We start from the raw sequence: 22,245 nt of genomic DNA, 5'->3' as shown, positions 1-22,245 counted from the left end.
CAGGGCGCCGATCTGGGCGGAGGTGAGCGCACCGATCTGGGCGGTGGTCAGGCCGCCGATCTGGTCGGTGGACAGCGCCTTGATCTGGGCGGTACCGAGCGCGCCGGCCTGGGCCGTCGTCAGACCGCCGAGCTGGGTGGAGGTCAGTACGGCGAAGTTGGCCGTGGAAAGACCGGCCAGAGCCTTGGCGCTCAGGGCCGAGATCTCGGTCGACGAGATCGTCGCCATGTCTTCGGTGGCAAAGCCCGCCAGGGCCGCAGACGACAGGGCGCCGAGCTGCGCGGTCGTGAGGCCGTCAAGCTGGCCGGAGGAAAGAGAGGCGACCTGCGCCGAGGTGAGAGCTGCAACCTGGCTGGACACGAGCGTCGCGAGCTTGGTGCTGTCGAGGACGGCGAGCTGGCCGGCGGTCAGGCCCGTGACGGCGGACGCCGACACCGCGCGAAGCTGCGTCGTGCTGAAAGCCGAGAGGTCGTCCGTGGTGAAGGCTGCGATCTGCTGGGAGGAAAAAGCGGCAATCTGCGCCGATGTCAGGGCACCCACATCGCTGGTCGTAAACGACGCGATCGTGGACGTATTGAGGGACTGGATCTGTTTAACGCTGAGTGAAGATACAATCGAGGTCATGGGTGCGCGCCTTCATCGTTCAAAGATTAATATTCGTTCCTCTCCGATGCCTGCGGCGGAAGGCGAAGCCTCGCGTCACAGAGCCTTGGATGCGCCGGGCATCTTCAAACGATCGCCGATGCTGCTGCCTGCTCCAATGGGCTAGGCACAGGGTGGCGCTCGTTCGAGCGGAAAGAATATCTGGAAACATGGCTCGTAAGAGCCTGACGTGGGGGCGGCATCATGCATGCAGAGTAAGACCTCTGCTTCCCACACCTATGGTATCAATACATTCGAAGTCTTTGATTTTCCCCTATGGACGCCGCTAGATCCCGCGGGGGGAGATAGCACACAACCCACATCGCGATTTTTAAGCCCCACCTTCTAATTTTCAGTTAAAGCGCAGAATAAAGAAAGTGTTTAGACCTCGCTATAGTCGGTAGCTTGACAAACTTGCGCGGAGGTGGAGCTTTCATTGCGCCTGTATGCATTCTTTGGCGCAGCCTTGTCGAGAACAAGAAGACTTTCCGGGAAAGACTGTTTTACATTTATGATGCGCTGCGGCCGCAAGCTCAAGGCAAGGCAACGCCGCTAGTTGTCAAGCTCTCAGCGTCCCGAAATGCGGCCTCGAGCCCACGATCAATGTGATGTCCATGGTTATGCACAATATCTTTGCCTCAGCACACCAGTCGATGCTTGCTGTGGCGCTCGAGCGCGCACGTCAGCAGCAGCTCTCGCTTCTGGAACTCTTCCAGATCGCCGAAGAGCTGAACACTGCGCAGCAGACGGCTGCGGCTGCCAAACTCTACAGCACCTGGATTGCCTTCAACGACAACAGCCCGGTCCTGCATCTCGCCTATTTCAACTATTCCGTCACGTTGCGGGCGATGGACGACATGCCCGGCGCCATCAATGCGCTCCAGGCGAGCCTGAAGATCTCGCCGCAGATGGGGCAGGCCCGCATCAATCTCGGCCGCACCTATGAGGACAGCGGGCTGAACGCGCAGGCCGTCCAGCAATGGCAGCAATATGTCGCTGCGACGCAGGAGATCACGCCGGAAAAGATCGGTTACCGTCTGATGGCGCTCCAGCACATCGGCCGCGTCATGGAGAGCGTCGGACTTCTGGAGGATGCGGAAGCCATTCTCTGGCAGGCGGTTGAACTGCGGCCGGACCGTACGGAGGCTGCGCAGCACTGGCTGTCGACCCGCCAGCATCAGTGCAAATGGCCGATCCTCACGCCGTCGGAATACGTGACGAACCGGCAGCTCCTGGAAGCGTTTTCGCCGCTCCCCCTCGCCTGTTACACGGACGACCCGATCTTCCAGATGGCGAAGGCCTATCGCTACAACAAGCATCTCGTCGGTCGCGTCCACGCCCGCGATATTCTGAAACCATCTCCGCGCCCGAAATCCGGCACGTCCGAGCGGCTTCGGATCGGCTACGTCTCGTCCGACCTGCGCGACCATGCCGTCGGCTTCGCGCTAAGCGAAGTGCTTGAGCTGCACGACAAGGAACGCGTCGAGGTGTTTGCCTACTACTGCGGCGAAGCGCGTACCGGCGACGCGACACAGACCCGTATCCAGGCAGCCGTCGATCACTGGCATGATATCGGGGCCCTCAGCGACCTCGATGCCGCCAAGCAGATCTGCGCCGACGGCATCGATATCCTGGTGGATGTCAACGGCTATACCAAGCACGCACGCACCAAGATCTTCGCCTACCGTCCCGCTCCGGTCATCGTCAATTTCTGCGGGTATCCCGGAACCATGGCGAGCCCCGTTCATCAATACATCATCGCCGACGAGCAGATCATCCCGCCGCAAAACGAACTCTACTACACCGAAAAAGTGCTGCGCATCCCCTGCAACCAGCCGGTGGACCGCAAGCGCAAGATCGCGGCGCGCCCGACGCGGCAGGAGGCCGGACTTCCGGACGATGCCTTCGTGTTTGCCTGCTTCAACGGCTCCCAGAAGACAACGGCGGCCTGTTTCTCGCGCTGGATGACGATCCTCCTGGCCGTACCCGGAAGCGTTCTCTGGCTTCTCGGCGCGTCGGAGCCGGTCAACCAGCGGCTCCGCCAGCTTGCGATCGACCACGGCGTGGATGCGGATCGCCTGATCTTCGCGCCCAAGGCTCCCAACGCCTTTCACCTGGCCCGCATCGGCGTGGCCGATCTTTTCCTCGATACATTCCCCTATGGCGCCCATTCCACGGCGGCCGACGCGGTCACGATGGGCCTGCCGGTGCTCACGCTCCGCGGCAAGGGTTTCGCCTCGCGCTTCTGCAGCAGCATTCTCCACGCCGCCGGCATTCCGGAGATGATCTGCGAAACGCCGGATGCCTATGTCGCCAAGGCGATCGGCTATGCGCACAATCGCGAGAGCCTGTCGAGCGTCCGTCAATCGCTGCAAGCGCAGCGGGAAACCTGCGCTCTGCGCGATATCCCGGCTCTCGTAGCCCGTCTGGAGACGCTGTACTGGCAGATGCAGGGCGAGGCCGAGCGCGGCGAAATCCCGATCCCGCGCCTCGACAATCTCGACATCTACTACGAAGTCGGCGTCGAGTTTCTGTCCGAGCCGATCGAGTTCGAGACGGAGGCAAGCTACCGGGAGCGCTATCGCCAGGAACTTGCGCAGCGGAACGCCTATGCCCCGGTTGCGCGGGATACCCGGTTCTGGACCGAGACCGACTGACAGGCCGTCCGTCCGGGGGGACGGATGACGGAAGGTGCGCTCCGGCGATCACGCCGCAGCCGACAATTGATGATATCGACGAGAGGGCAATGACATGAACCCCGTGATTTTGGTCACCTTTGCCGGCCGCCAGCAGCGGATGGAGATCCTGACCCAGTACATCCGCAAGGCGCTGGATGCGGGCATCATCGACGAATGGCACATCTGGGACTTTACCCGCTCGGCCGACGATCGGGCCTGGGTCACCAAGGAATTCGGACCGGTCCGCTTCATGGGGCCGAATGCGTCCTACCAGCAGAAGGGGTCGGTCAGCCGCCAGTCCTCGTTCCGCACGACGGCAAAGATCCAGAGCGACCTGCACATCGCAATCATTCCCCACGACAAGACAAGCGATTCCTACGAACTCGTCGTCGGCGGCTGGAACAACACGCATTCCGCGCTCCGTCGCATCACGGAGCGGGACCTCACGAGCTTCACGCGCGACACCCATCCCCTGCTCTGGACCCGATCGACGCCCGGCGTGCTGTCGCCGGGTCTCGCCAACCATGTCGTTCTCAGCCTCGATCCCGCCGGCGTTCCCACGCTACACGTCAACGGCGTCATGGTCGGGTCGTGGCCGGATATCCAGCTGCCGGGCGGTGCCTCGATCATGGTGCGCGGCGGCTGGGGCTCCGATCTCGAACTCTGCGACGTGCAGAGCCCGGTCCGCCGCTATGTCGGCAACGAAAACGAGACGACGCCGTACTGGCAGGCCTACAGCTACTATACCAAGCGACTGACGGAATTTTCTGACGCCGTCTTCCTGAAATGCGACGACGACGTCGTTTATCTCGATCTCGACAATCTCAGCAAGTTCATCGCCTTCCGCCGCGACAATCCGCATTATTTCATCGTCTCCGCCAATGTCGTCAACAATGGCGTCTGCGCCTACTGGCAGCAGGAAGCCGGGTCCCTCCCCGCCACGCTCGGCCGCTTCGAGCGTCCGCCGGGCGGTTTTGGTGGAAGCCTGTGGCAGAGCGCGGAGCGCGCGATGCAGCTTCACGAATACTTCCTCAGCAAAACGGAAAAATCCTTGCCGTTGCCCAGCGCCGTCATCGACTGGCAGGAGCGGCAGTCGATCAATTTCATCGCGTGGCTGGGCCGGGATCTCGTGCACATGGCGCTGCCGAAATGCGATGATGAATATGCCTTGACCGTCGATCTGCCGAATTATCTGAACCGCCCCACGGCCATCTATTCCGACTTCACCGTCAGCCATCTGAGCTTCGGACCCCAAGAGAACGGCCTTGCGCTCGATCGCTTGATCGATGGATACGACGCCTTGATGCGGAGCAACCTGGCGGCAGCCTGATCGCGCGATATGTCTTTGCCGGAACGGCACGGACCAAAAACGAAAAGACGAGGATACGACATGGGCGGGAACGGGAAAATTGCGATCGTCGGCGCCGGCCTTTCGGGCGCCGTCATCGGGCGGGAACTGGCGCTCGCGGGATACAGCGTCGAGATCTTCGACGTTCGCGACCATATCGCCGGAAACTGCTACAGCGAGCGCGATGCGGATACGGGTGTCATGGTGCATGTCTATGGCCCGCACATCTTCCATACGGATGACGAAGAGGTCTGGACCTACGTCAATCGCTTTCAGACGTTCATGCCCTACAAGAACCGGGTGAAGACGACGGTCGACGAGCAGGTGTTTTCCCTGCCGGTCAACCTGCACACCATTAACCAGTTTTTCGGCAAGACGTTTCGGCCCGACGAGGCCCGCGCCTTCATTGAGGAGAGGGCCGACAAGACCATTTCCGATCCGCAGACCTTCGAAGAGCAGGCCCTGCGGTTCGTCGGTCGCGAACTCTACGAGGCGTTCTTCAAGGGTTATACCGAGAAACAGTGGGGCTGCTCGCCCACGCAGTTGCCGGCCTCCATCCTCAAGCGCCTTCCGGTGCGCTTCAACTACGACGACAATTACTTTTTCCATCGGTTTCAGGGCATGCCGGAAAACGGCTACACCGACATGGTGGCCGGCATCCTCGATCACCCCGGCATCACCGTTCGACTGGGGACCCGCTTCGACAAGGCGCAGAACGAGGCTTATGACCATGTCTTCTATTCGGGCCCTCTCGACGGCTACTTTAACTACGAGATGGGCCGGCTGGGATATCGGACGCTCGATTTCGAGCGCTTTACCTACGAGGGCGACTATCAGGGCTGTGCGGTCATGAATTATGGCGACGCGGATGTGCCTTACACCCGCATCACCGAGCACAAGCACTTTTCGCCGTGGGAGAGCCCGAAGGGATCGGTCTGCTATCGCGAATTCTCACGTCTTTGCGGCGAAGACGACGTCCCCTTCTACCCGATCCGGCTGGTCGAGGAGAAGCAGTTGCTCGCCTCGTATATCGAGCGGGCCGAAGCGGAAACCGCCGTCACCTTTGTCGGTCGCCTCGGCACCTATCGGTATCTCGATATGGACGTGACGATCCGGGAAGCTCTGGACACGGCGGCACTCTACCTGAAGAACACCGCTGAAAACGCGCCGGTCCCCGCCTTCCTGCATTCCCCGCTCTGAGACGACGGGCTTCGGCAACGCCGATCGGGCCGTTGCCGTGGGATCGGCGGGCAGTCAGGCGCGGCCTTCGACCGCGTCTGCGGGATGGTCCTGCTCGAGGAGCTTCGGCACCCAGAGGCAGACCGGAACGATCAGGATCGTCATCAGGAACATCACCAGGAAGGTAACGTGAAGCGCTGCCTGCAGCGCCATGCGGACGGGCGTCACGTCGATGGCGGCAGCCGCCGTTCCGTCCAGCAGGCCGCGCAACTGCTCGGGCGTGATCGCCCCCATGCCGCCGGCATGGGCAAGGCCGTAGCTGAGGACAGCGCCGAGTATCGAGGCGCCAAGCGTGCTGCCGAGATTGCGCGAGAACACGTTGGAGGCCGTGGCACTGCCGCGTTGCGACCAGCCGACGCTCTCCTGGGTGATGACCAGCGCGCAAATGTTGAGCAGGCCCATGCCGATACCCATGACCAGCGAGCCTGCACCAGCCTGTGCCGGCGAACTGTCGGGCGTGAGCAGCACGAGCATGAAGGCGCCGACCGGAATGACGAGGCTCGCAACGACCATGATCGGACGGAGCCCGAAGCGGGGGAACATGCGCGACGCGAAGGTCGCGCCGGCCGGCCAACCGATCAAAAGCATCGTCAATGCAAAGCCTGCGACGAGCGGCGACCGATCGAGCACCGTCTGGACATACATGGGCAGGAACGTCGTCAGCCCCATGATGGCCATGCTGGCAAAGAAGATGGCGATGTTGGAGGCCGCGATGGGCCGGCGCAGCCAGAGATCGGGCGCGACCATCGGGGCTTCCGCACGACGCTCCTGCCAGAGAAACAGGCCGAGGCTGGCGACGAACACCAGCACCGCAACAATGGTGTAGACCGGCGTCGCGGCCTCCACCTCGGTCAGGGCCACCATCAACGCGGAGATGGAAACGGCAAAGAGGACGGCACCAAGGATGTCGATCGATGCCGTGCGCGTCTGCTTTTCCTCGTGCAGAAAGCGCATGAAGCCGAAGGCGGCCAGGATGCCGACGGGGATGTTGATCCAGAAGACCCAAGCCCAAGGCAAGGCGTGGATGATGAAGCTGCCGAGCAGCGGACCGACCACTGCCGACAACGCCCACACGCTTGCCAGATAGCCCTGAACCTTGCCGCGCTCGCGACCGGGAAACAGATCGCCGACGATCGTCATGGCGACCGGCTGGATGGCGCCGGCGCCGACGCCCTGGAGCAGACGGAAGGCGATCATCGACGGCATGGACCAGGCAAAGCCCGCAAGCAGCGAGGACAGCAGGAACACAGCGATGCCGAACAGCACGATCGGCTTGCGGCCGTAGATATCCGACAGCTTGCCGAAGACGACGGTGGTGGCTGTCTGCGTCAGCAGAAAGGAAGAGAACACCCAGCTGTAGAGATTGAGCTGACCCAGCTGCGCGGCAATCTGCGGCATGGCGGTCGAGACAATTGTCGCCTCGATCGCAATCATCGCCATGCTGGCCATGATTGCAGCAACGACGAGGCCGCGATGAACCCGTTTTTCACTCATCAATCGGTTCCGGAGCGCCTCCGGGGGCGCAATGGGAGAAACTCGGCGGTCGGACGGCCGTCAGTCGCGCGATGCATGCGCGCGGATGTCGAGGGAACATGCCAGCGCGGCGTCGGTCGGGATCGGATCCCGCAGCCTTGAACTGGACCTGTTACCCCCGGCGGTCAAGGCCGATAGTCTGTAAAACTTACGGTTTTCGCAAGCGACGGGACCATGCTGCGCTTGGACGTCGCTTCCCATGGCCGGACCGCATCAGGCTCAAGCAAGCCAAAGCCGATACCCGATGAAGCAACCGTCGCGTCCACGGGGTCTTTGATCGTGCGCGTCCGGAAGATGGCTTTGCCTTTTGGCACGCAGACTGGGCACCGAGCGACCGGGTGCCCGTCGAACGGGGATCGATGCTATGACGACAATTGCTTCCGGCCTGAGCGTCACGCAGATCCGATCCCTGTCTGCGCCCGCAGTTGCCGCCTGGACGACGGAGGATGTTAGCTCCCTTTCGACGCTGCAGATCAGAGCGCTCTCCTCCACCCAGATCGCGGCGCTCGATGTCGAGGACGTCGAGGTGCTCAGCACCGAGCAACTGAATGCGATCTCCCGCGCGGCCATCGTCGGTCTGACGCTCGATCAGTTAAGCGTTCTGCACAAGGCAGGCATTGAAGCGCTCTCTTCGACCCAGGTGAGCGGCATGTCCACGGCGCAGATCGGTGCGCTGACGGCAGATCAGGCAGAAGCCCTGACGCCCGCCCAGATCAAGGCGCTGACCAGCGATCAGCTTGCTGCCCTCAGCCCGGAAGATCTGGCGACCTTTTCGACGGCCGATATCAATGCGATCTCGAGTTCCGCCATCCGGGGACTGCAGCTGAATGTGCTTTCCTCGCTCGCGACAGACCAGATTTCCGCGCTGAACACGGGAGCCGTCGCCAGCCTGTCGACCGATCAGATCACGGCCCTGACCCGGGACCAGGTCGAGGCGCTGACCTCGTCACAGGTTTCGGCCCTCGGATCCCTCCAGATCGCCGCGCTCGAAGCCGAGGACATCGCCGTCTTGTCGCTCGACGACATCGGCGCCATCACCACACGGGCCGTTACCGGTCTTCCGATTGCAAGCCTGTCCGACGAGCAGCTCTCCGCCCTGTCCTCCGGCCAGGCCGGCGCGCTCAGCGGTACGCAGCTGGCGACGCTCGGCACGGCGCAGGTCGCAGCCCTCTCGACGATCCAGATCAACGCTCTGGCATCCCGGTCTCTCGCATCGCTGGCGCCGTCTCAGGTTGCCGCCCTCAGCAAGGACCAGCTCGCCGCCCTCTCCTCTCTGCAGGTGAAGGCCCTAAGCTCGACGCAGCTTGCCGCTCTCTCCTCCGATGGGATCGGCGCTTTGTCGACGACGGCGATGTCTGTCCTGACCGGCCAGGCCTTTGGTGGTGTTCGTCCCGACGCGATCGCCGGACTGACCACCGCTCAGGTTGCCGCGCTCGGTACAAGCGTCATCAGCGCGCTCACCAGTGCGCAGATCGGCGCGCTGAACGATGCGCAGCTGACGGCCCTGACGCCTGTGCAGGTCAAGGCGCTCGGGACGGCCCAGCTTGCCGCGCTCGATGCCGGCGACATTGCGAATTTCTCCACGACCGACATCGCCGCCATCAACGGAAAGGCTGTGCAGGGCTTGAGCACCGCTGTCGTGGCCGCCCTGTCTGCAGCCCAGCTCGTGGCGCTCAGCACGGCAACCGTCGCCGTCCTGACGAGCACGCAGGTCAACGCCCTGACCACCGATCACCTCGCTGCCCTGCTGCCATCGCAAGTTGCCGCTCTCGGCGCCGGGCAGATCACCGGCTGGGGGGTCAACCAGTTCGCCGCCCTTTCCACCGCCCAGATCGCCAAGCTCGGCTCGCAGGCACTCGGAAGCCTGACCACGCAGCAGATCGGAAGCTTGAGCACCGAGCAGACGGCCGTCCTGACGTCGAGCCAGACCCGGGCGCTGACATCGACCCAGATTGCAGCGCTCAGCGAAAGCACGCTGTCCTCTTTTTCGACGGCAGCTTTGGCCGGCCTTTCGACATCCGCGATCAAGGGCCTTCGCGCCGACGCCATCGGCGTTCTGTCCACCGCCCAGATCGCCGCCCTGACCTCGAGCCAGACCACCGCCCTGACGACGCAACAGATGGCGGCGTTGAGCACGGAGCAGGTGGAGGCCCTCACTTCCGTCCAGGTGCGCGCACTCTCTGCGGCACAGATCGCCGTGCTCAGCACGGCGGCTGTCCAGACCTTCTCCACCGATGATATGGCCGCCCTGACCAACAGGGCGATCGCGGGCCTTCAGACCGACACGCTCGCCGCGCTTTCCGCTGCACAGATTGCCGCCTTGAGCACCAGCGTCGTCGCGAGCCTGAACACGTCCCAGATCGACGCTCTGCAGACCGAGCAGGTCGCCGCCCTCTCGACGGACCAGCTGAAGGCTCTGACCGCGCTCCAGCTTTCCGCACTGGGTGCGGACGATCTTGCCGCCATATCGACGGACGTTATCGGCGCAATCTCCAAATCGGCACTGTCCGGGCTGACGGCGGAGGTGGCCGCAACGCTCTCGACCGGCCAGATCGCAGCCCTGACGACCGCCCAGATATCCGGCCTGACGAAGGCCCAGCTGGCCGCGATGAGCACCACGCAGATCGAATCCCTGTCACCGACGCAGATGGCCGCGCTCAATGCCATTCAGCTTTCGGGCCTCGGCGAAGAGTCGCTCGCCACCTTCTCGGCGGACGATGTCGCCGCAATCACCACCTCCGCCGTCCAGGGGCTCAACCTTGCGGCCCTGACGACCAGCCAGATAGCGGCGTTGACCACGTCACAAATCGCAGCTCTACGTGCGACACAGGTTGCCGCCTTGTCGTCCGAGCAGATCGGCGCGCTGTCAGCCGCGCAGGTGGCCGCGCTCAGCACGAGCACCGTCCCCGTCCTGACCACGGGCCAGATCGTCGCGTTGAGCACGTCGCAGCTGGCGGCCCTGAGCACCGGGCAAGTCGCGCAGCTGACCGCGCAGCAGGTCGGCGCACTTGATGCCGGCGATCTTGCAGCCTTCTCGACAGCCAAGATCGCCGCGCTCGGCGGTCGCGCCATTCCCGGACTCGGTGCCGATGTCATCGCCTCGCTCGGCACGGCGCAGATCGCCGCCTTGGGTACGGCGGCCATCACCAGCTTGACCGCGGCCCAGGTCGGAGCGCTCGGGACGGCCCAGGTCGAGGCGCTGTCAGTCACGCAGATCCGTGCCTTGACGGCCGGACAGCTTGCCGCACTCGGACCCGAAGATCTTGCGACGTTCTCGACGGCAGACATGGCCGCCATCAGCCCCGCGGGCATCTCCGGTCTCGGCGGCGACGTGATGGAAGGCCTGACCACGGCCCAGATCCGCGCCTTGACGGCGGATGCCGTGGCGAAGCTGACGATCTCGCAACTGGCGGCCATGGGGCCTGGCCAGTTCGCGGCGCTGTCCGTGTCCCAAGTCAAGGTCTTGAGCGCTGCGCAGATGGGCGCCCTCGAGGTCGAGGACATCGCGGCCTTCCCGACCGCCAACATCGCGGCGCTCGGAAGCCAGGCGCTGTCAGGCCTCGGTCGGGATGTTGTTGGTGCCCTGTCCGCCCAGCAGATCGCCGCTCTCGGCACGGCAGCGCTGCCCGGACTGTCGACGGCACAGGCTTCCTCGCTGTCCACCGCGCAGCTGGCCGCTCTTTCTCCGTCCCAGATCCTGCAGCTGACGCCGGGCCAGGTCGCCGCGCTCTCGGCAAAGATCTCGGCCTTCTCCACGGGTCAGGTTGCCGTGATGACGACCGCGGCCGTGGGTGCGCTGAGCGCCGATCAGGTTGCCGCGCTGACTGATGCGCAGATGGCCGCCCTGACCTCCGCCCAGCTCGGCGCGCTGACTTCGCAGCAGATGAGCGGCCTCACCACCGCCGATCTTCGTGCGCTTGCCTCGCAACGCATCGCCTCCCTCAGCAGCAGCGCGATCGGCGGGCTTTCGAATGCGCAGGTCATGGCCCTCGGGACGGATCAGCTCGTCAACCTGACAACACGTCAAGTTGCCGCACTTGGTTTCGCCCAGATCGGCGCTCTCGCCACATCCGGCGTCTCGGTTCTTTCCACCGCCCAGATCGCGGCCCTTTCCAGCACGGCAGTTGCCGGCTTTACGTCGCAGCAGATGTCCGTGCTGACGTCGGCCCAGGCGGAGGCGCTGACCAGTGCCCAGGTTGGCTATCTCACCTCCCGGCAGGTGTCGGTCCTTCCGTCGGTCGGCCTCTCGACGTTCTCCACCAAGGACATCGCCGCCATCACGTCGGACGCGATCGCCGGCCTGACGACGGACAGCCTTGCCGCGCTTTCGACCGACCAGATGGCCGCTCTGAGCGCATCGGGTATCCGTGGCATGACCACCCGCCAGCTGGCGACGCTGCGGACGGACCAGGTGGAAGCTCTGACCCGCATTCAGATCGCGGCACTGAACTCCGCCCAGCTGGCGGCCCTTTCGTCCGATGCGCTGGCGACGTTCTCGACACGCGAAATGGCCGCGATCGATCCCGCAGCCGTCGTCGGTCTGTCCACGGACACGATGGCGTCGCTGACCACCGACAAGATCGCTGCGCTCAGCACGGCGGCCGTGGCAGCGCTCGGCTCGCGCCAGGTCGACGCTCTGGGCAGTGACCAGATCGCGGCATTGACGCGGTCGCAGTTGGGTGCCCTGACGGCCCGGCAGACGGCGGTCCTCGGCGCCGGCGATATCCAGGCCATTGCGGCGGGCAACCTCGGCGCTCTCTCGTCCGACGCAATGTCGGGCCTGAACCCGCAGGCGATTGCCGCTCTTTCCAGCGATCAGATCGCCGCGATCAGCCCTGCCGGAATCAGCGGCCTCAGCACCTTGTTGATTGCGCATCTGAGCAGCACCCAGGTGCAGGCGATGGGCACCGCACAGATCGCAGCCTTGAGTTCGCGGCAGGTTGCCGTTCTCGCCACGAGCGATGTCGCGACGCTGACGACGGCGCAGATTGCTGCGCTCAGCGGCGGCGGCGTCGCCGGATTGACGAGCCAGCAGATCGGCGCTCTCAGCGCGGATCAAGCCGAGGCCTTGAACGGGGTGCAGATCGCCGCTCTCGGCTCGAGACAGCTGGCGGCACTCGCATCGAGCGGTCTCGCCCGCTTCAGTCTCACCGATATCGCGGCCATCTCGCCAAGCGCCGTTGCGGGTCTTGCCACCGCTTCGCTTGTCACGCTGACGGGCGAGCAAATTGCAGCGTTCAGCCCAAGCACCATCGCCAGCCTTGGCAGCGCGCAGGTCGCGGCGCTGTCGAACGACCAGTTGGAGGCCCTGACGACCGCGCAACTTGCGGCCCTCGGCTCGCGGCAGGTCGCTGCGCTTACGACGGCCTCGGTTGCCGTTCTTGCGCCGCACCAGATCGCGGCTCTCAGTCCCGACGGGATGACGGGGCTGAGCAGCGGGCAGATCGCCGCCCTGAGCGCAGAGCAGACGGCAGCCTTTACGCCGACGCAGGTCGCCGCACTCGGCTCGGCCCAGGTCGCGGCCTTGGCCCTTGAAGATCTCCACGGGTTTTCGACCGCGGATATGGCAGCCCTTAGATCGGCTGCGATGTCCGGCCTCTCCTCCACCGCGATCGCGTCGCTTTCCAACGAGCAGGTCTCGGCGCTCAGCCCGGCCGGCGTGTCTGGGCTGACGACGGGCCAGATCGCATCGCTGCAGGGTTCCCAGATCGAAGTGCTGACGACGGCGCAGATCGCGGCGCTTTCGTCCAAACAGGTTGCAGCGCTCGGAACCGAAGACATTGCCTTCCTGTCGGCGACCCAGCTGAGCGCGTTTTCGACGAGCGGGATCGCGGGGCTTCCTGTGGCTCTGCTCACGGGCTTCAGCGAAAACCAGATCCTGGCTCTGACGCCGGCCCAGATCGGCAGTCTCTCCTCCCGTCAGCTGGCGGCCCTCGGCACCGAAGCCCTCGACACTCTCGGTACGGCACAGATCGCGGCCATCGGCTCCCAAGCAATGGCGGGTCTCTCCACGGCGGCGATCGCGTCACTTTCAACACGCCAGATTGCAGCCCTCAGCACGGCCGGCATTTCCGGTCTCGCTACCGCGCAAATCGCAGCGCTCGGTGTCGAACAGGCGGAGGCTCTGACCGGTGCGCAGATTGCGGTTCTCAACGCCGCGCAGCTGGCCGCCCTCGGTCAGGATGATATCGACAGTTTCAGCACCGGCGACATCGCCTCCATCAGTTCGACAGCCGTCTCGGGTCTGTCGTCATCCATGCTTGCCACACTTACCCCGCAGCAGATCGCCGCCTTGAGCACAGGCGGCATTTCGGGGCTCGGCACCCAGCAGATCGCGGCGCTGACGTCCGGCCAAATCGAGGCGCTGAGCCTCGCGCAGGTGGGCGCGCTGACATCGAGCCAGATCGGCGCGCTGAAGACCGCGGACATATCGGGCCTGTCCGATGGCCAGTTCGGTGCACTGAGCACAAAGGGCCTCGCGGGTCTCGGCAGCAGCCAGGCCGGCGCGTTGAGCCCGGCGCAGATGCAGCTCCTGTCGACCGCGCAGATCGCTGCCTTGAGCGCGGATGCGCTCTCGGGACTGACGGCCGACAGCTTGGAGACACTCAAGCCCGGCAAGATCGCGGCGCTGGCATCCACCGCCGTGAAGGGCCTGCCGACGACATTCGTTGCGGCCCTCACCCTCTCGGAAATCGCCGCGCTGGGGACGGGAACCATCGCCGGGCTGACGAGCACGCAGCTCGGCGCCCTCAGCACCGAACAGGTGGACATGCTGACCAGCAGCCAGATTGCTGCCCTTAGCCAGAGCGGCCTTTCGGGCCTGAGCACCACGCAACTGGCAACCTTCTCCACCCAGGAGGTCGCGGCGATTGCTCCGACGTCCATCAAGGGACTGAGCACCGCCTTCGTCGCCACCTTGTCGTCGGGCGCCATCGCGGCACTGACGACCGGCCAGGTCGCAGCGCTTGGCTACAGCCAGGTCACTGCGCTGACCCCGGCGCAGATCGGCATGCTCTCGACGTCGCAGATCAGTGCGTTCGGCCTGATGCAGGCGGCGGCGCTCGGCCCGGACGATCTTCTTCAGCTGTCGCCCGAACACATTATCGCGCTCGGCAGCAGCGCGATCTCCGGCTTGAGCACGCGTGCGATCGCCGGCTTGACGGTCGCGCAAGCGGAGGCTTTCACCCCCGGCCAGATCGATGGCATGACGCCGGCCCAGCTGCAGGCCCTGACCGACGTGGCCATCAACGCGCAGCCGGCCCCTGCCGGCTCCAGCGCCCGGCTTGCTTCGGCTTCCGCCGCGACGAGCACGTCGATCGACCCAGCGGCGACGTCCGTTGCGCCCGGCGACGACAGCGCGTCGCTGATTATGTCGATGCTGAGCATCTGATCGGCAGCCGTTCCGAGAGGGCCAGGCAGTGTGTCCGAAAGACGGCACTGCCTGAGCCGTCTCGGGACGGATGTCGATGTTATCCCCATCGGCTTTACCGCGGGATCGCCGCAACGCGGCCTTCACCGTTTCGAGCGTCTCATGCCGGGGCCGACGGCGACGCATGCCGTTCGACCCTTCCTCCCCCGCACCAGGCCTGCTTTGCCGCAGCTCTCATCTTGAAAACTTTCCGATTGCACCGCGCTCGTTCAAACAGATTGACAGTCGAGGTGTGACGTCATATCTCTTATGACCAGAGTGAGGGAATGATGCTGCTGGGAGGCAGCACGTGGAGGAAACGATGCAGCGCATGGGCAAGATTTTTTCGACAATTCTGGTGGCCTCGACGTTATTGACGAGCCCTACATGGGCTGAAACGCCGCCGAACATGCTGGTCGTCGGCTTTTCCATGAGCAATATCCTGACGTTGGATCCTGCCGCCATCACGGGCAAAGAGACCGTACAAGTTCTGGCCAACATATATGATAACCTGGTCGCTCTTGATGCCGTCAACCGCGCGCAGGTCGATCCGATGCTTGCCGAAAGCTGGACCATCAGCCCCGACAACGCCGCGATCACCTTCAAACTGAGATCAGGTGCAACTTTTGCATCGGGCAATCCCGTCACTTCCGCAGACGTGGTCTGGTCCCTGAAGCGGCTGATGACCCTCAACCTGGCGCAGGCCTCCTTTCTGAAGACGCACGGCTTTACCGCCGCCAATGCGGACAAGAGCTTCACCGCTCCCGACGAGACGACGGTCGTGATCACCCTTCCGAAGAAGGTCGACCCGCAGATCATCGTCCAGACTTTGGGGATTGTCGGGCCCGGCTCGGTTCTCGACAGCAAGACCGTGATGGAACACGACAAGGCCGGAGATCTCGGCTCTGCGTGGCTCACCAACAATTCCGCAGGCTCCGGCCCCTACACGCTCGGCCAGTGGCGCTCCAACGAGCGCGTTATCCTCGATCGCAACGACAGCTACTGGGGCGAGAAGCCCGGCATGAAGCGCATCATGATGCGGCATCTGGCGGAGTCGCAGAGCCAGCGACTGATGCTCGAGAAGGGGGACATCGATATCGCTTTCTCCCTGTCGGCCGCCGACCTCAAGGCGCTGGAGGCCAGCAAGGAGGTCGAGGTCCAGACGAATGCCGGAAGCGGATTCTACTATCTCGCCGTTTCCATGAAGGATGAGAAGTTTCAGAAACCCAAGGTCCGCGAGGCCCTGCGCTACCTGATTGACTATCAGGGCCTGAACGATACCGTCCTTCCCTACTTCGGGCGCCTTCGGGATCGGCCGATCCAGGCCGGGCTGTTCGGCGCCCTGCCCAATGCCGGCTACACGCTGGACGTGGAAAGGGCAAAGGCCCTGCTTTCGGAAGCCGGCTATCCCGACGGATTTTCGACGACGCTCCGGGCGATTTCCGATGCGCCCTTCATGAACGCGGCCACGGCCATTCAAGCCACGCTGGCGCAGGCTGGGATAAAGGCGGACATCATCACGGGAAGCGGGGACCAGATCTATGGTGCCATGCGCGAACGCAAATATGAACTGCTCGTCGGCCGCGGCGGCGGCGGCCAGCTCCCGCACCCGGACAGCAATCTGCGCGCGATCGTCTACAACCCGGACAATGCCGACGCGGCGAAGCTGACCAATTTCCAGGGCTGGCGGACGGCGTTCTACGACGAGAAGATCAACGGCATGGTCGATGCGGCCCTCGTGGAGACGGACAAGGCAAAGCAGGTCAAGGACTACGAGGCGATCCAGACCTACTACGCCGACGTCGTTCCGGCCATTCAGCCCTTTGCTGAAGTCGTCGACAGCGTCGGCTACCGCGCCGATATCAAGGGATTGGTGCTCAATCCGTCCTGGTCGACACGGTTGCGCACGGTGACGAAGGAGCGCTGAACGGCGCTGCGGCGTCGTGCACATCGCATCCACCGTTCCCACGCGACCTCCTCCCGCATTGCAAGGACAAGCAGTCATGAACACCGGGCGATTTTCTGCTTTCGGCCGGCAGGCAGGGACCATTCTGGTCACCCTCGTCGGCCTTCTGATCCTGACCTTCTGCATCGGCCGCTTGATGCCGGTCGATCCCGTTCGCGCGATCGTCGGCGAGGAGGCGGACAGGGCAACCTACGAGATGGTCGCGGAGCGGATCGGCGCGAACCTGCCGCTGTACCAGCAGTTCTTCAGATATGTCGGCGATCTCCTGCAGGGCGATTTCGGCGTTTCCATTCGCACCGGACAACCCGTCATCAACGACATCCTGCATGTCATGCCGGCGACAATCGAGCTCGCGACCTTTGCCATCATCGTCGGGGCCGGCCTCGGCATCCCCTTGGGCATCCTGGCCGCCGTGCGACGCAACAGGCCCGTGGATCATGTCATCCGGTTTCTGACGCTCATCGGCCACTCCATGCCGATCTTCTGGACCGGGATGATCGGCCTCATCGTCTTCTACGCGGCACTCGATCTCGTGGGCGGCGGCGGGCGGTTGTCGGATTACTATATCGGCCTCGTGCCGGAAACGACGGGCTTGCTCTTGATCGACTCGCTGCTGGCCGGGGATCGGGAGGTTTTCTGGGATGCGGTCAATCACCTGCTGCTGCCGGCGAGCATCCTCGGCTATTCCTCCATGGCCTACATCACCCGGATGACCCGCAGCTTCATGCTGGATCAGCTGAACCAGGAATATGTCACGACTGCGCGGGTAAAGGGGCTCTCCAAAAGCCGCACCGTCTGGCATCACGCCTTCGCGAACATTCGCGTCCAGCTCGTGACCATCGTCGCGCTGGCCTATGGCAGCCTACTCGAAGGCGCCGTGCTGATCGAGACCGTGTTTTCCTGGCCAGGGTTCGGCCAGTACATCACCAACAACATGCTGGTGGGCGACATGAATGCGGTGATGACCTGTGTCCTGCTCGTGGGCGTCATCTTCATCGGGCTCAATCTCCTGTCCGATGCGCTCTACAAGATCTTCGACCCGAGGACGCGCTGACATGACGATGAATTCCATTGATATCGGGACTGCAGCCATGACAACGCCCAGCCGCACGACCTACACGGCCCGAAGCCGCCTTCTCCGCGTCGTGAAAGACCTGCTCGCCAATCCCTCGTCCGGCTTCGGCTTCGTGGTCATCACCATCCTTCTCGTAACGGCGCTGGTGGCGCCCTGGATAGCGCCCTACGAGCCGAACATGATCAATCTGGGCGAGGCGCTCCAGCCGCCTTCGGCCGGCCATCTGTTTGGAACCGACGAGCTTGGACGCGACGTGCTCAGCCGGATCATTCACGGCTCGCGGATCAGCCTTGCGATCATCACCATCGTCTCCGTCATCGTCGGCCCGCTCGGCCTGCTGGTTGGCACGACTGCCGGCTACTTTGGCGGGTGGTACGATACGGTCATGATGCGGATCACCGACATCTTTCTCTCCTTTCCCAGCCTCATCCTGTCGCTCGCGTTCGTGGCCGCCCTTGGCGCCAGTCTCGAGAATGCGATCATCGCCATCGGCCTGACCGCCTGGCCGCCGATTGCCCGGCTTGCACGTGCAGAAACGCTCACCTTCCGCAATGCGGACTATATCTCCGCATCCCGGATGCAGGGCGCGTCGAGGCTGCGCATCATCATCAAATCGATCATGCCGATGTGCCTGCCCTCCGTTCTCGTCCGGGTGACGCTCAGCATGGCGACGGTCATCCTGACGGCTGCGGGTCTCGGCTTTCTCGGCCTCGGCGCCCAACCGCCCTTGCCGGAATGGGGCGCCATGATCGCGACCGGCCGGCGCTACATGCTCGACAACTGGTGGCTGGTCGCGTTTCCCGGGGGAGCCATCCTTCTTGTCAGCCTCGCCTTCAATCTGCTCGGCGATGGTCTGCGCGATGCACTCGACCCGAAACAGGGTCACTAGGAGGCGATGATGGAACCCCACATGGACAACCGTGCGCCGCTGCTCCGCATCGAAGGCCTGCGTGTCAGCTACCGGAACGGGCGCACGTTCACGCCGGTGGTGAAAGGTGTCTCTTTCGACCTCGGGCGCGAGCGCCTCGGGATCGTCGGGGAGTCCGGCTCGGGCAAGTCGACCATCGGCCGGGCGCTGCTGAAGCTGCTGCCGACGGCGCGGATCGACGCTGCGCGGATGGACTTCGAGGGCACCGATCTTCTGGCCGCGACCGAGCGCCAGATGCTCGCGATCCGTGGCCGCCGGATCTCGATGATCCTGCAGGACCCCAAATTCTCGCTCAATCCCGTCCATCGCGTCGGGGACCAGATCGCCGAGGCCTATCGGGTGCACAACAAGGCTTCCGCCCGGATGGCGCGCGAAAAGACGCTTTCCATGCTGGAGGCGGTGAAGATCCGCGATCCCGAGCGCGTCTATGGCCTCTATCCGCACGAGGTGTCCGGCGGCATGGGGCAGCGCATCATGATCGCCATGATGCTGATCCCCGAGCCGCAGATCATCATTGCGGACGAGCCGACCTCCGCGCTGGACGTGACGGTGCGCATGCAGGTGCTGAACATTCTGAACGAGCTCGTGACCAACAAGGGCATCGGCCTCATCATGATCAGCCACGACCTCAATCTCGTGCGCAACTTCTGCGACCGCGTGCTGGTCATGCGCCATGGCGAAGTGGTGGAAGAGCGTGCCGCCCGGGACATGCAGAACTGCGTGCATCCCTACACCCGCGGGCTCCTGGCCGCCCAGCCGCATATCGGCGGAAGCCGCCGCCCGCTGCCCGTGCTCAACCGCGAGCCGATGCTGCACGATCTGACGGGGACCCAGCCATGAGCGCCATCGACGTCCGGAATGTTTCTATCGATCTCGGCTCCGGCGCTGCCCGGCGGCGGATTCTCGGAGACGTCGCCTTTTCCGTCGAGGCCGGCGAGTCCTTCGGGCTCGTTGGCGAGTCCGGTTCCGGCAAATCGACCATCCTGCGCTGCATCGCCCGCCTCCTGACACTCTGGGATGGGACGATCGAGATGGAAGGCGCATCGATCAAGGACATGCCCTTTTCCGACTACTGCCGCATGGTGCAAATGGTGTTTCAAGATCCCTACGGGTCGCTTCATCCCCGCCAGTCGATCCGAACGGCCCTACAAGAACCACTGCGCATTCATCGCATGGACCGGCAGCTGGAGCGGATGGAGCGCGCGCTGACCGACGTTGGGCTCGATCCTGCCTTTCTCGCACGCTATCCGCACGAGCTGTCCGGCGGGCAGCGCCAGCGTGTGGCGATTGCGCGGGCCTTGATTCTCGAGCCGCGGATCCTGCTCCTGGACGAGCCGACCTCGGCGCTCGACGTCTCGGTGCAGGCGGAGGTGCTCAATCTTTTGGCCGACCTGCGGACACGGCGCAACCTCACCTATCTCTTCGTCAGCCATGATCTGGCGGTGATCGACCATATGTGCGAACGACTTGCCGTGATGCAACACGGGCGGGTCGTTGAGATCATGGATCGCTTGGTCCTTTCGACAGGCGAGGCGCGCGATCCGTACGCCCGTGAACTGATCGAAGCGAGTCTTGCCTACGACCAGGCCGTCTGACGACGGCTGCCCTCTGGAGGGGTCTGAACGATGACCATGGATGCCGACGCTCCCGATCCCTTTCCCGCTGCCGCGCGCAGACGGGAGACGTTGAGCTCGCAGGTGGTGCGCACGCTTGCCGAGCGTATCCGGCAGGGCGAGTACGCCCGCGGCTCCCAATTGCCGACGGAGAAGGTGCTGATCGACGAACTCGGCGTGAGCCGAACAGTCATCCGCGAGGCGATTGCCAATCTCAGGGCCAGCGGCCTTGTCGCCATCCAGCATGGGGTCGGCGCCTTCGTGCGGGATGACGCGGGTATCCCACCGTTCCGTCTTTCCAACGAGCGGCTTACGATGGTCGAGAACCAGCTGAAGGGTCTCGAACTGCGCATCGGCATCGAATCCGAAGCGGCGGCACTGGCAGCAGAGCGCCGTACACAGTCGGATCTCGATGCCATGGCCGCGGTCTGCGACGCCATGGACGCGGCCATCGAGCGCGTTCTTCGCGATAGCCAGACCGATTTCGAGTTTCATTGCGCCGTCGCGAAGGCGAGCCAGAACGAGCATTTCTTCGGGATTTTCAATTATCTCGGCGAGACGTTGATGCCCCGCATGCGTCTCCAGAGCCACGCCGTTGCGGATGCCGTCTTTCAAGCAAATCTAAAACGGGTCAATGCCGAGCATCGACGTGTCCTGGCCGCCATCGTCCATCGCGACATCGATGGTGCCCGGCTGGCGATGCGCGAGCATCTGACGGTCAGCCGCGACCGGATGATCGAGCGTATGCGCCTCGGGGGATGATCGACGACGACAACATGCCGGATCTCGCAAAACGCCTGCGAGATCAGAATGCCTTCGCCTGGAACTTCGATGCCGGTGCGACCGACGTCGCGACCTGGCAGCGAGACACGCGTGCCGCCCTTCGCCGCGCGCTCGATATCGAGCGGATCGCCTTGCCGACCGCGAATGTTGTTGCCGAATGGGACGATGACGGGCTCCACGGCTCCCACCTCCGCATGCTGTTCTCCAACGGGGAGACGGCGGACGCCTACCGGCTTCGCCCGCGGGCGCAAGGTCGGACGCCGGGCATCCTCCTTCTGCATGATCATGGTGCCTTCTTTTCCATCGGTCGGCAGAAGGTCATTCGGCGGCCGGACGAAGAGCCCGAGGCGGCCCGGTCGTCGCTTGACTGGACAGCGCGTCTCTACGGCGGTCGCCATATCGGCAATGCCTTGGCGCGGCGCGGCTACAGCGTGCTCTGCGTCGATGCCCTGGGCTGGGGCGGCCGCGCGGGGACGGGCTATGACGGACAACAGGCCCTGGCCGCAAATCTCCTGCAGGTCGGGCAGTCGCTTGCAGGCGTCGTTCTGAAGGAAGATCTCGAGGCGCTGGCATGGCTTCGAGATTGCGACGGGATCGACCCCGACCGGGTGGCAACCCTTGGTTTTTCGATGGGCGGGGCCCGGGCCTGGCAGCTCTCGGCTCTCTCCGCCGACGTGAAGGCCTGCGTCGCGGCTGGCTGGATGGGAACCCGTTCCGGGATGATGCAGGCGGGCAGCAACCAGCTGCGCGGCCAGTCGGCCTTCTACATGCTGCATCCGCCCATCGCCGGCCGGATCGATTATTCCCATTTTGCAGCGCTCGCTGCCCCGAAGCCGGCCCTGTTCCTCGGCGGCCGCGATGACCGGCATTTTCCCCAGGACGTTGCCACCGAGGCGTTTCGCCAGATGCGAACGATCTGGGAGGCCACCGGGGTGCCGAGCGCCTTCACGGCTCAGCTCGTTCCGGGCGGACACGTCTTTCCGGTAGGGCCACAGGAGGACGCGATTGATTGGCTCGACCGCGTCCTCTGAT

Annotated in this window: 12 protein-coding genes and 1 pseudogene; 11 read left to right on the top strand and 2 right to left on the bottom strand. The window is 64.1% G+C overall.

From position 1 onward, the window contains the following. Positions 1 to 624: pseudogene (locus ASG03_RS12615) on the bottom strand (beta strand repeat-containing protein); the annotation flags it as partial. Between the two features lie 632 nt (positions 625 to 1,256). On the opposite strand from ASG03_RS12615, the gene ASG03_RS12610 reads away from it, so the two are divergent. The 3 genes from ASG03_RS12610 to glf all read left to right on the top strand — a co-directional run bounded on the left by ASG03_RS12610 (position 1,257) and on the right by glf (position 5,868). Beyond that, complete coding sequence (locus tag ASG03_RS12610) at positions 1,257 to 3,299, top strand: O-linked N-acetylglucosamine transferase, SPINDLY family protein (protein WP_062693874.1); 2,043 nt, start codon at positions 1,257 to 1,259, stop codon at positions 3,297 to 3,299. Positions 3,300 to 3,393: 94 nt separating this feature from the next. Further along, on the top strand, positions 3,394 to 4,650 hold the full coding sequence (locus tag ASG03_RS12605; protein ID WP_062478815.1) for a hypothetical protein: 1,257 nt from the start codon (positions 3,394 to 3,396) through the stop codon (positions 4,648 to 4,650). Positions 4,651 to 4,710: 60 nt separating this feature from the next. Continuing rightward, complete coding sequence (glf, locus tag ASG03_RS12600; protein ID WP_062693799.1) at positions 4,711 to 5,868, top strand: UDP-galactopyranose mutase; 1,158 nt, start codon at positions 4,711 to 4,713, stop codon at positions 5,866 to 5,868. A gap of 54 nt (positions 5,869 to 5,922) precedes the next feature. On the opposite strand, the gene ASG03_RS12595 is transcribed toward glf, so the two are convergent. Continuing rightward, positions 5,923 to 7,401: an MDR family MFS transporter gene (locus ASG03_RS12595; RefSeq protein WP_062478809.1), complete on the bottom strand. Its 1,479-nt coding sequence runs from the start codon at positions 7,399 to 7,401 to the stop codon at positions 5,923 to 5,925. Positions 7,402 to 7,804: 403 nt separating this feature from the next. Here ASG03_RS12595 and ASG03_RS12590 point away from each other — a divergent pair, with 403 nt between their 5' ends. The 8 genes from ASG03_RS12590 to ASG03_RS12555 all read left to right on the top strand — a co-directional run bounded on the left by ASG03_RS12590 (position 7,805) and on the right by ASG03_RS12555 (position 22,244). Then, the gene (locus ASG03_RS12590) at positions 7,805 to 14,830 is read left to right on the top strand and encodes a beta strand repeat-containing protein (RefSeq protein WP_062693798.1); all 7,026 of its coding nucleotides are present in this window, start codon (positions 7,805 to 7,807) and stop codon (positions 14,828 to 14,830) included. Between the two features lie 349 nt (positions 14,831 to 15,179). Beyond that, a complete protein-coding gene (locus tag ASG03_RS12585) occupies positions 15,180 to 16,775 on the top strand; it encodes an ABC transporter substrate-binding protein (protein ID WP_062693873.1) in 1,596 nt (531 codons plus the stop codon). A gap of 76 nt (positions 16,776 to 16,851) precedes the next feature. Continuing rightward, the gene (locus ASG03_RS12580) at positions 16,852 to 17,868 is read left to right on the top strand and encodes an ABC transporter permease (RefSeq protein WP_062693797.1); all 1,017 of its coding nucleotides are present in this window, start codon (positions 16,852 to 16,854) and stop codon (positions 17,866 to 17,868) included. A 1-nt stretch (position 17,869) separates the two neighbouring features. Beyond that, positions 17,870 to 18,778, top strand: coding sequence for an ABC transporter permease (locus tag ASG03_RS12575; protein ID WP_443216608.1), 909 nt, complete (start codon positions 17,870 to 17,872; stop codon positions 18,776 to 18,778). A 6-nt stretch (positions 18,779 to 18,784) separates the two neighbouring features. Continuing rightward, positions 18,785 to 19,657 (top strand): ABC transporter ATP-binding protein, encoded by an 873-nt coding sequence (locus ASG03_RS12570; protein ID WP_244475239.1) that lies wholly within the window; start codon positions 18,785 to 18,787, stop codon positions 19,655 to 19,657. Continuing rightward, entirely contained in the window at positions 19,654 to 20,412 is a 759-nt protein-coding gene (locus ASG03_RS12565) for an ABC transporter ATP-binding protein (RefSeq protein WP_062693796.1), read from the top strand. Before ASG03_RS12570 ends, ASG03_RS12565 begins: the two co-directional genes overlap by 4 nt. A 30-nt stretch (positions 20,413 to 20,442) precedes the next feature. Beyond that, on the top strand, positions 20,443 to 21,192 hold the full coding sequence (locus tag ASG03_RS12560) for a FadR/GntR family transcriptional regulator (RefSeq protein ID WP_062693795.1): 750 nt from the start codon (positions 20,443 to 20,445) through the stop codon (positions 21,190 to 21,192). Next, the gene (locus ASG03_RS12555; protein ID WP_062693794.1) at positions 21,189 to 22,244 is read left to right on the top strand and encodes a dienelactone hydrolase family protein; all 1,056 of its coding nucleotides are present in this window, start codon (positions 21,189 to 21,191) and stop codon (positions 22,242 to 22,244) included. The genes ASG03_RS12560 and ASG03_RS12555 overlap by 4 nt, the downstream gene beginning before the upstream one ends. Position 22,245 lies beyond the last annotated feature (1 nt).

The organism is Rhizobium sp. Leaf341 (genome assembly GCF_001424325.1).
Taxonomy (GTDB): Bacteria; Pseudomonadota; Alphaproteobacteria; order Rhizobiales; family Rhizobiaceae; genus Ferranicluibacter.
This window is presented reverse-complemented; position numbering and strand designations above follow the sequence as displayed.

Excerpts from the sequence above, each read along its gene's own strand:
- ASG03_RS12610 (WP_062693874.1), top strand. The coding sequence starts at position 1,257 with ATGGTTATGCACAATATCTTTGCCTCAGCACACCAGTCGATGCTTGCT.
- ASG03_RS12605 (WP_062478815.1), top strand. The coding sequence starts at position 3,394 with ATGAACCCCGTGATTTTGGTCACCTTTGCCGGCCGCCAGCAGCGGATG.
- glf (WP_062693799.1), top strand. The coding sequence starts at position 4,711 with ATGGGCGGGAACGGGAAAATTGCGATCGTCGGCGCCGGCCTTTCGGGC.
- ASG03_RS12595 (WP_062478809.1), bottom strand. The coding sequence starts at position 7,401 with ATGAGTGAAAAACGGGTTCATCGCGGCCTCGTCGTTGCTGCAATCATG.
- ASG03_RS12590 (WP_062693798.1), top strand. The coding sequence starts at position 7,805 with ATGACGACAATTGCTTCCGGCCTGAGCGTCACGCAGATCCGATCCCTG.
- ASG03_RS12585 (WP_062693873.1), top strand. The coding sequence starts at position 15,180 with ATGGGCAAGATTTTTTCGACAATTCTGGTGGCCTCGACGTTATTGACG.
- ASG03_RS12580 (WP_062693797.1), top strand. The coding sequence starts at position 16,852 with ATGAACACCGGGCGATTTTCTGCTTTCGGCCGGCAGGCAGGGACCATT.
- ASG03_RS12575 (WP_443216608.1), top strand. The coding sequence starts at position 17,870 with ATGACGATGAATTCCATTGATATCGGGACTGCAGCCATGACAACGCCC.
- ASG03_RS12570 (WP_244475239.1), top strand. The coding sequence starts at position 18,785 with ATGATGGAACCCCACATGGACAACCGTGCGCCGCTGCTCCGCATCGAA.
- ASG03_RS12565 (WP_062693796.1), top strand. The coding sequence starts at position 19,654 with ATGAGCGCCATCGACGTCCGGAATGTTTCTATCGATCTCGGCTCCGGC.
- ASG03_RS12560 (WP_062693795.1), top strand. The coding sequence starts at position 20,443 with ATGACCATGGATGCCGACGCTCCCGATCCCTTTCCCGCTGCCGCGCGC.
- ASG03_RS12555 (WP_062693794.1), top strand. The coding sequence starts at position 21,189 with ATGATCGACGACGACAACATGCCGGATCTCGCAAAACGCCTGCGAGAT.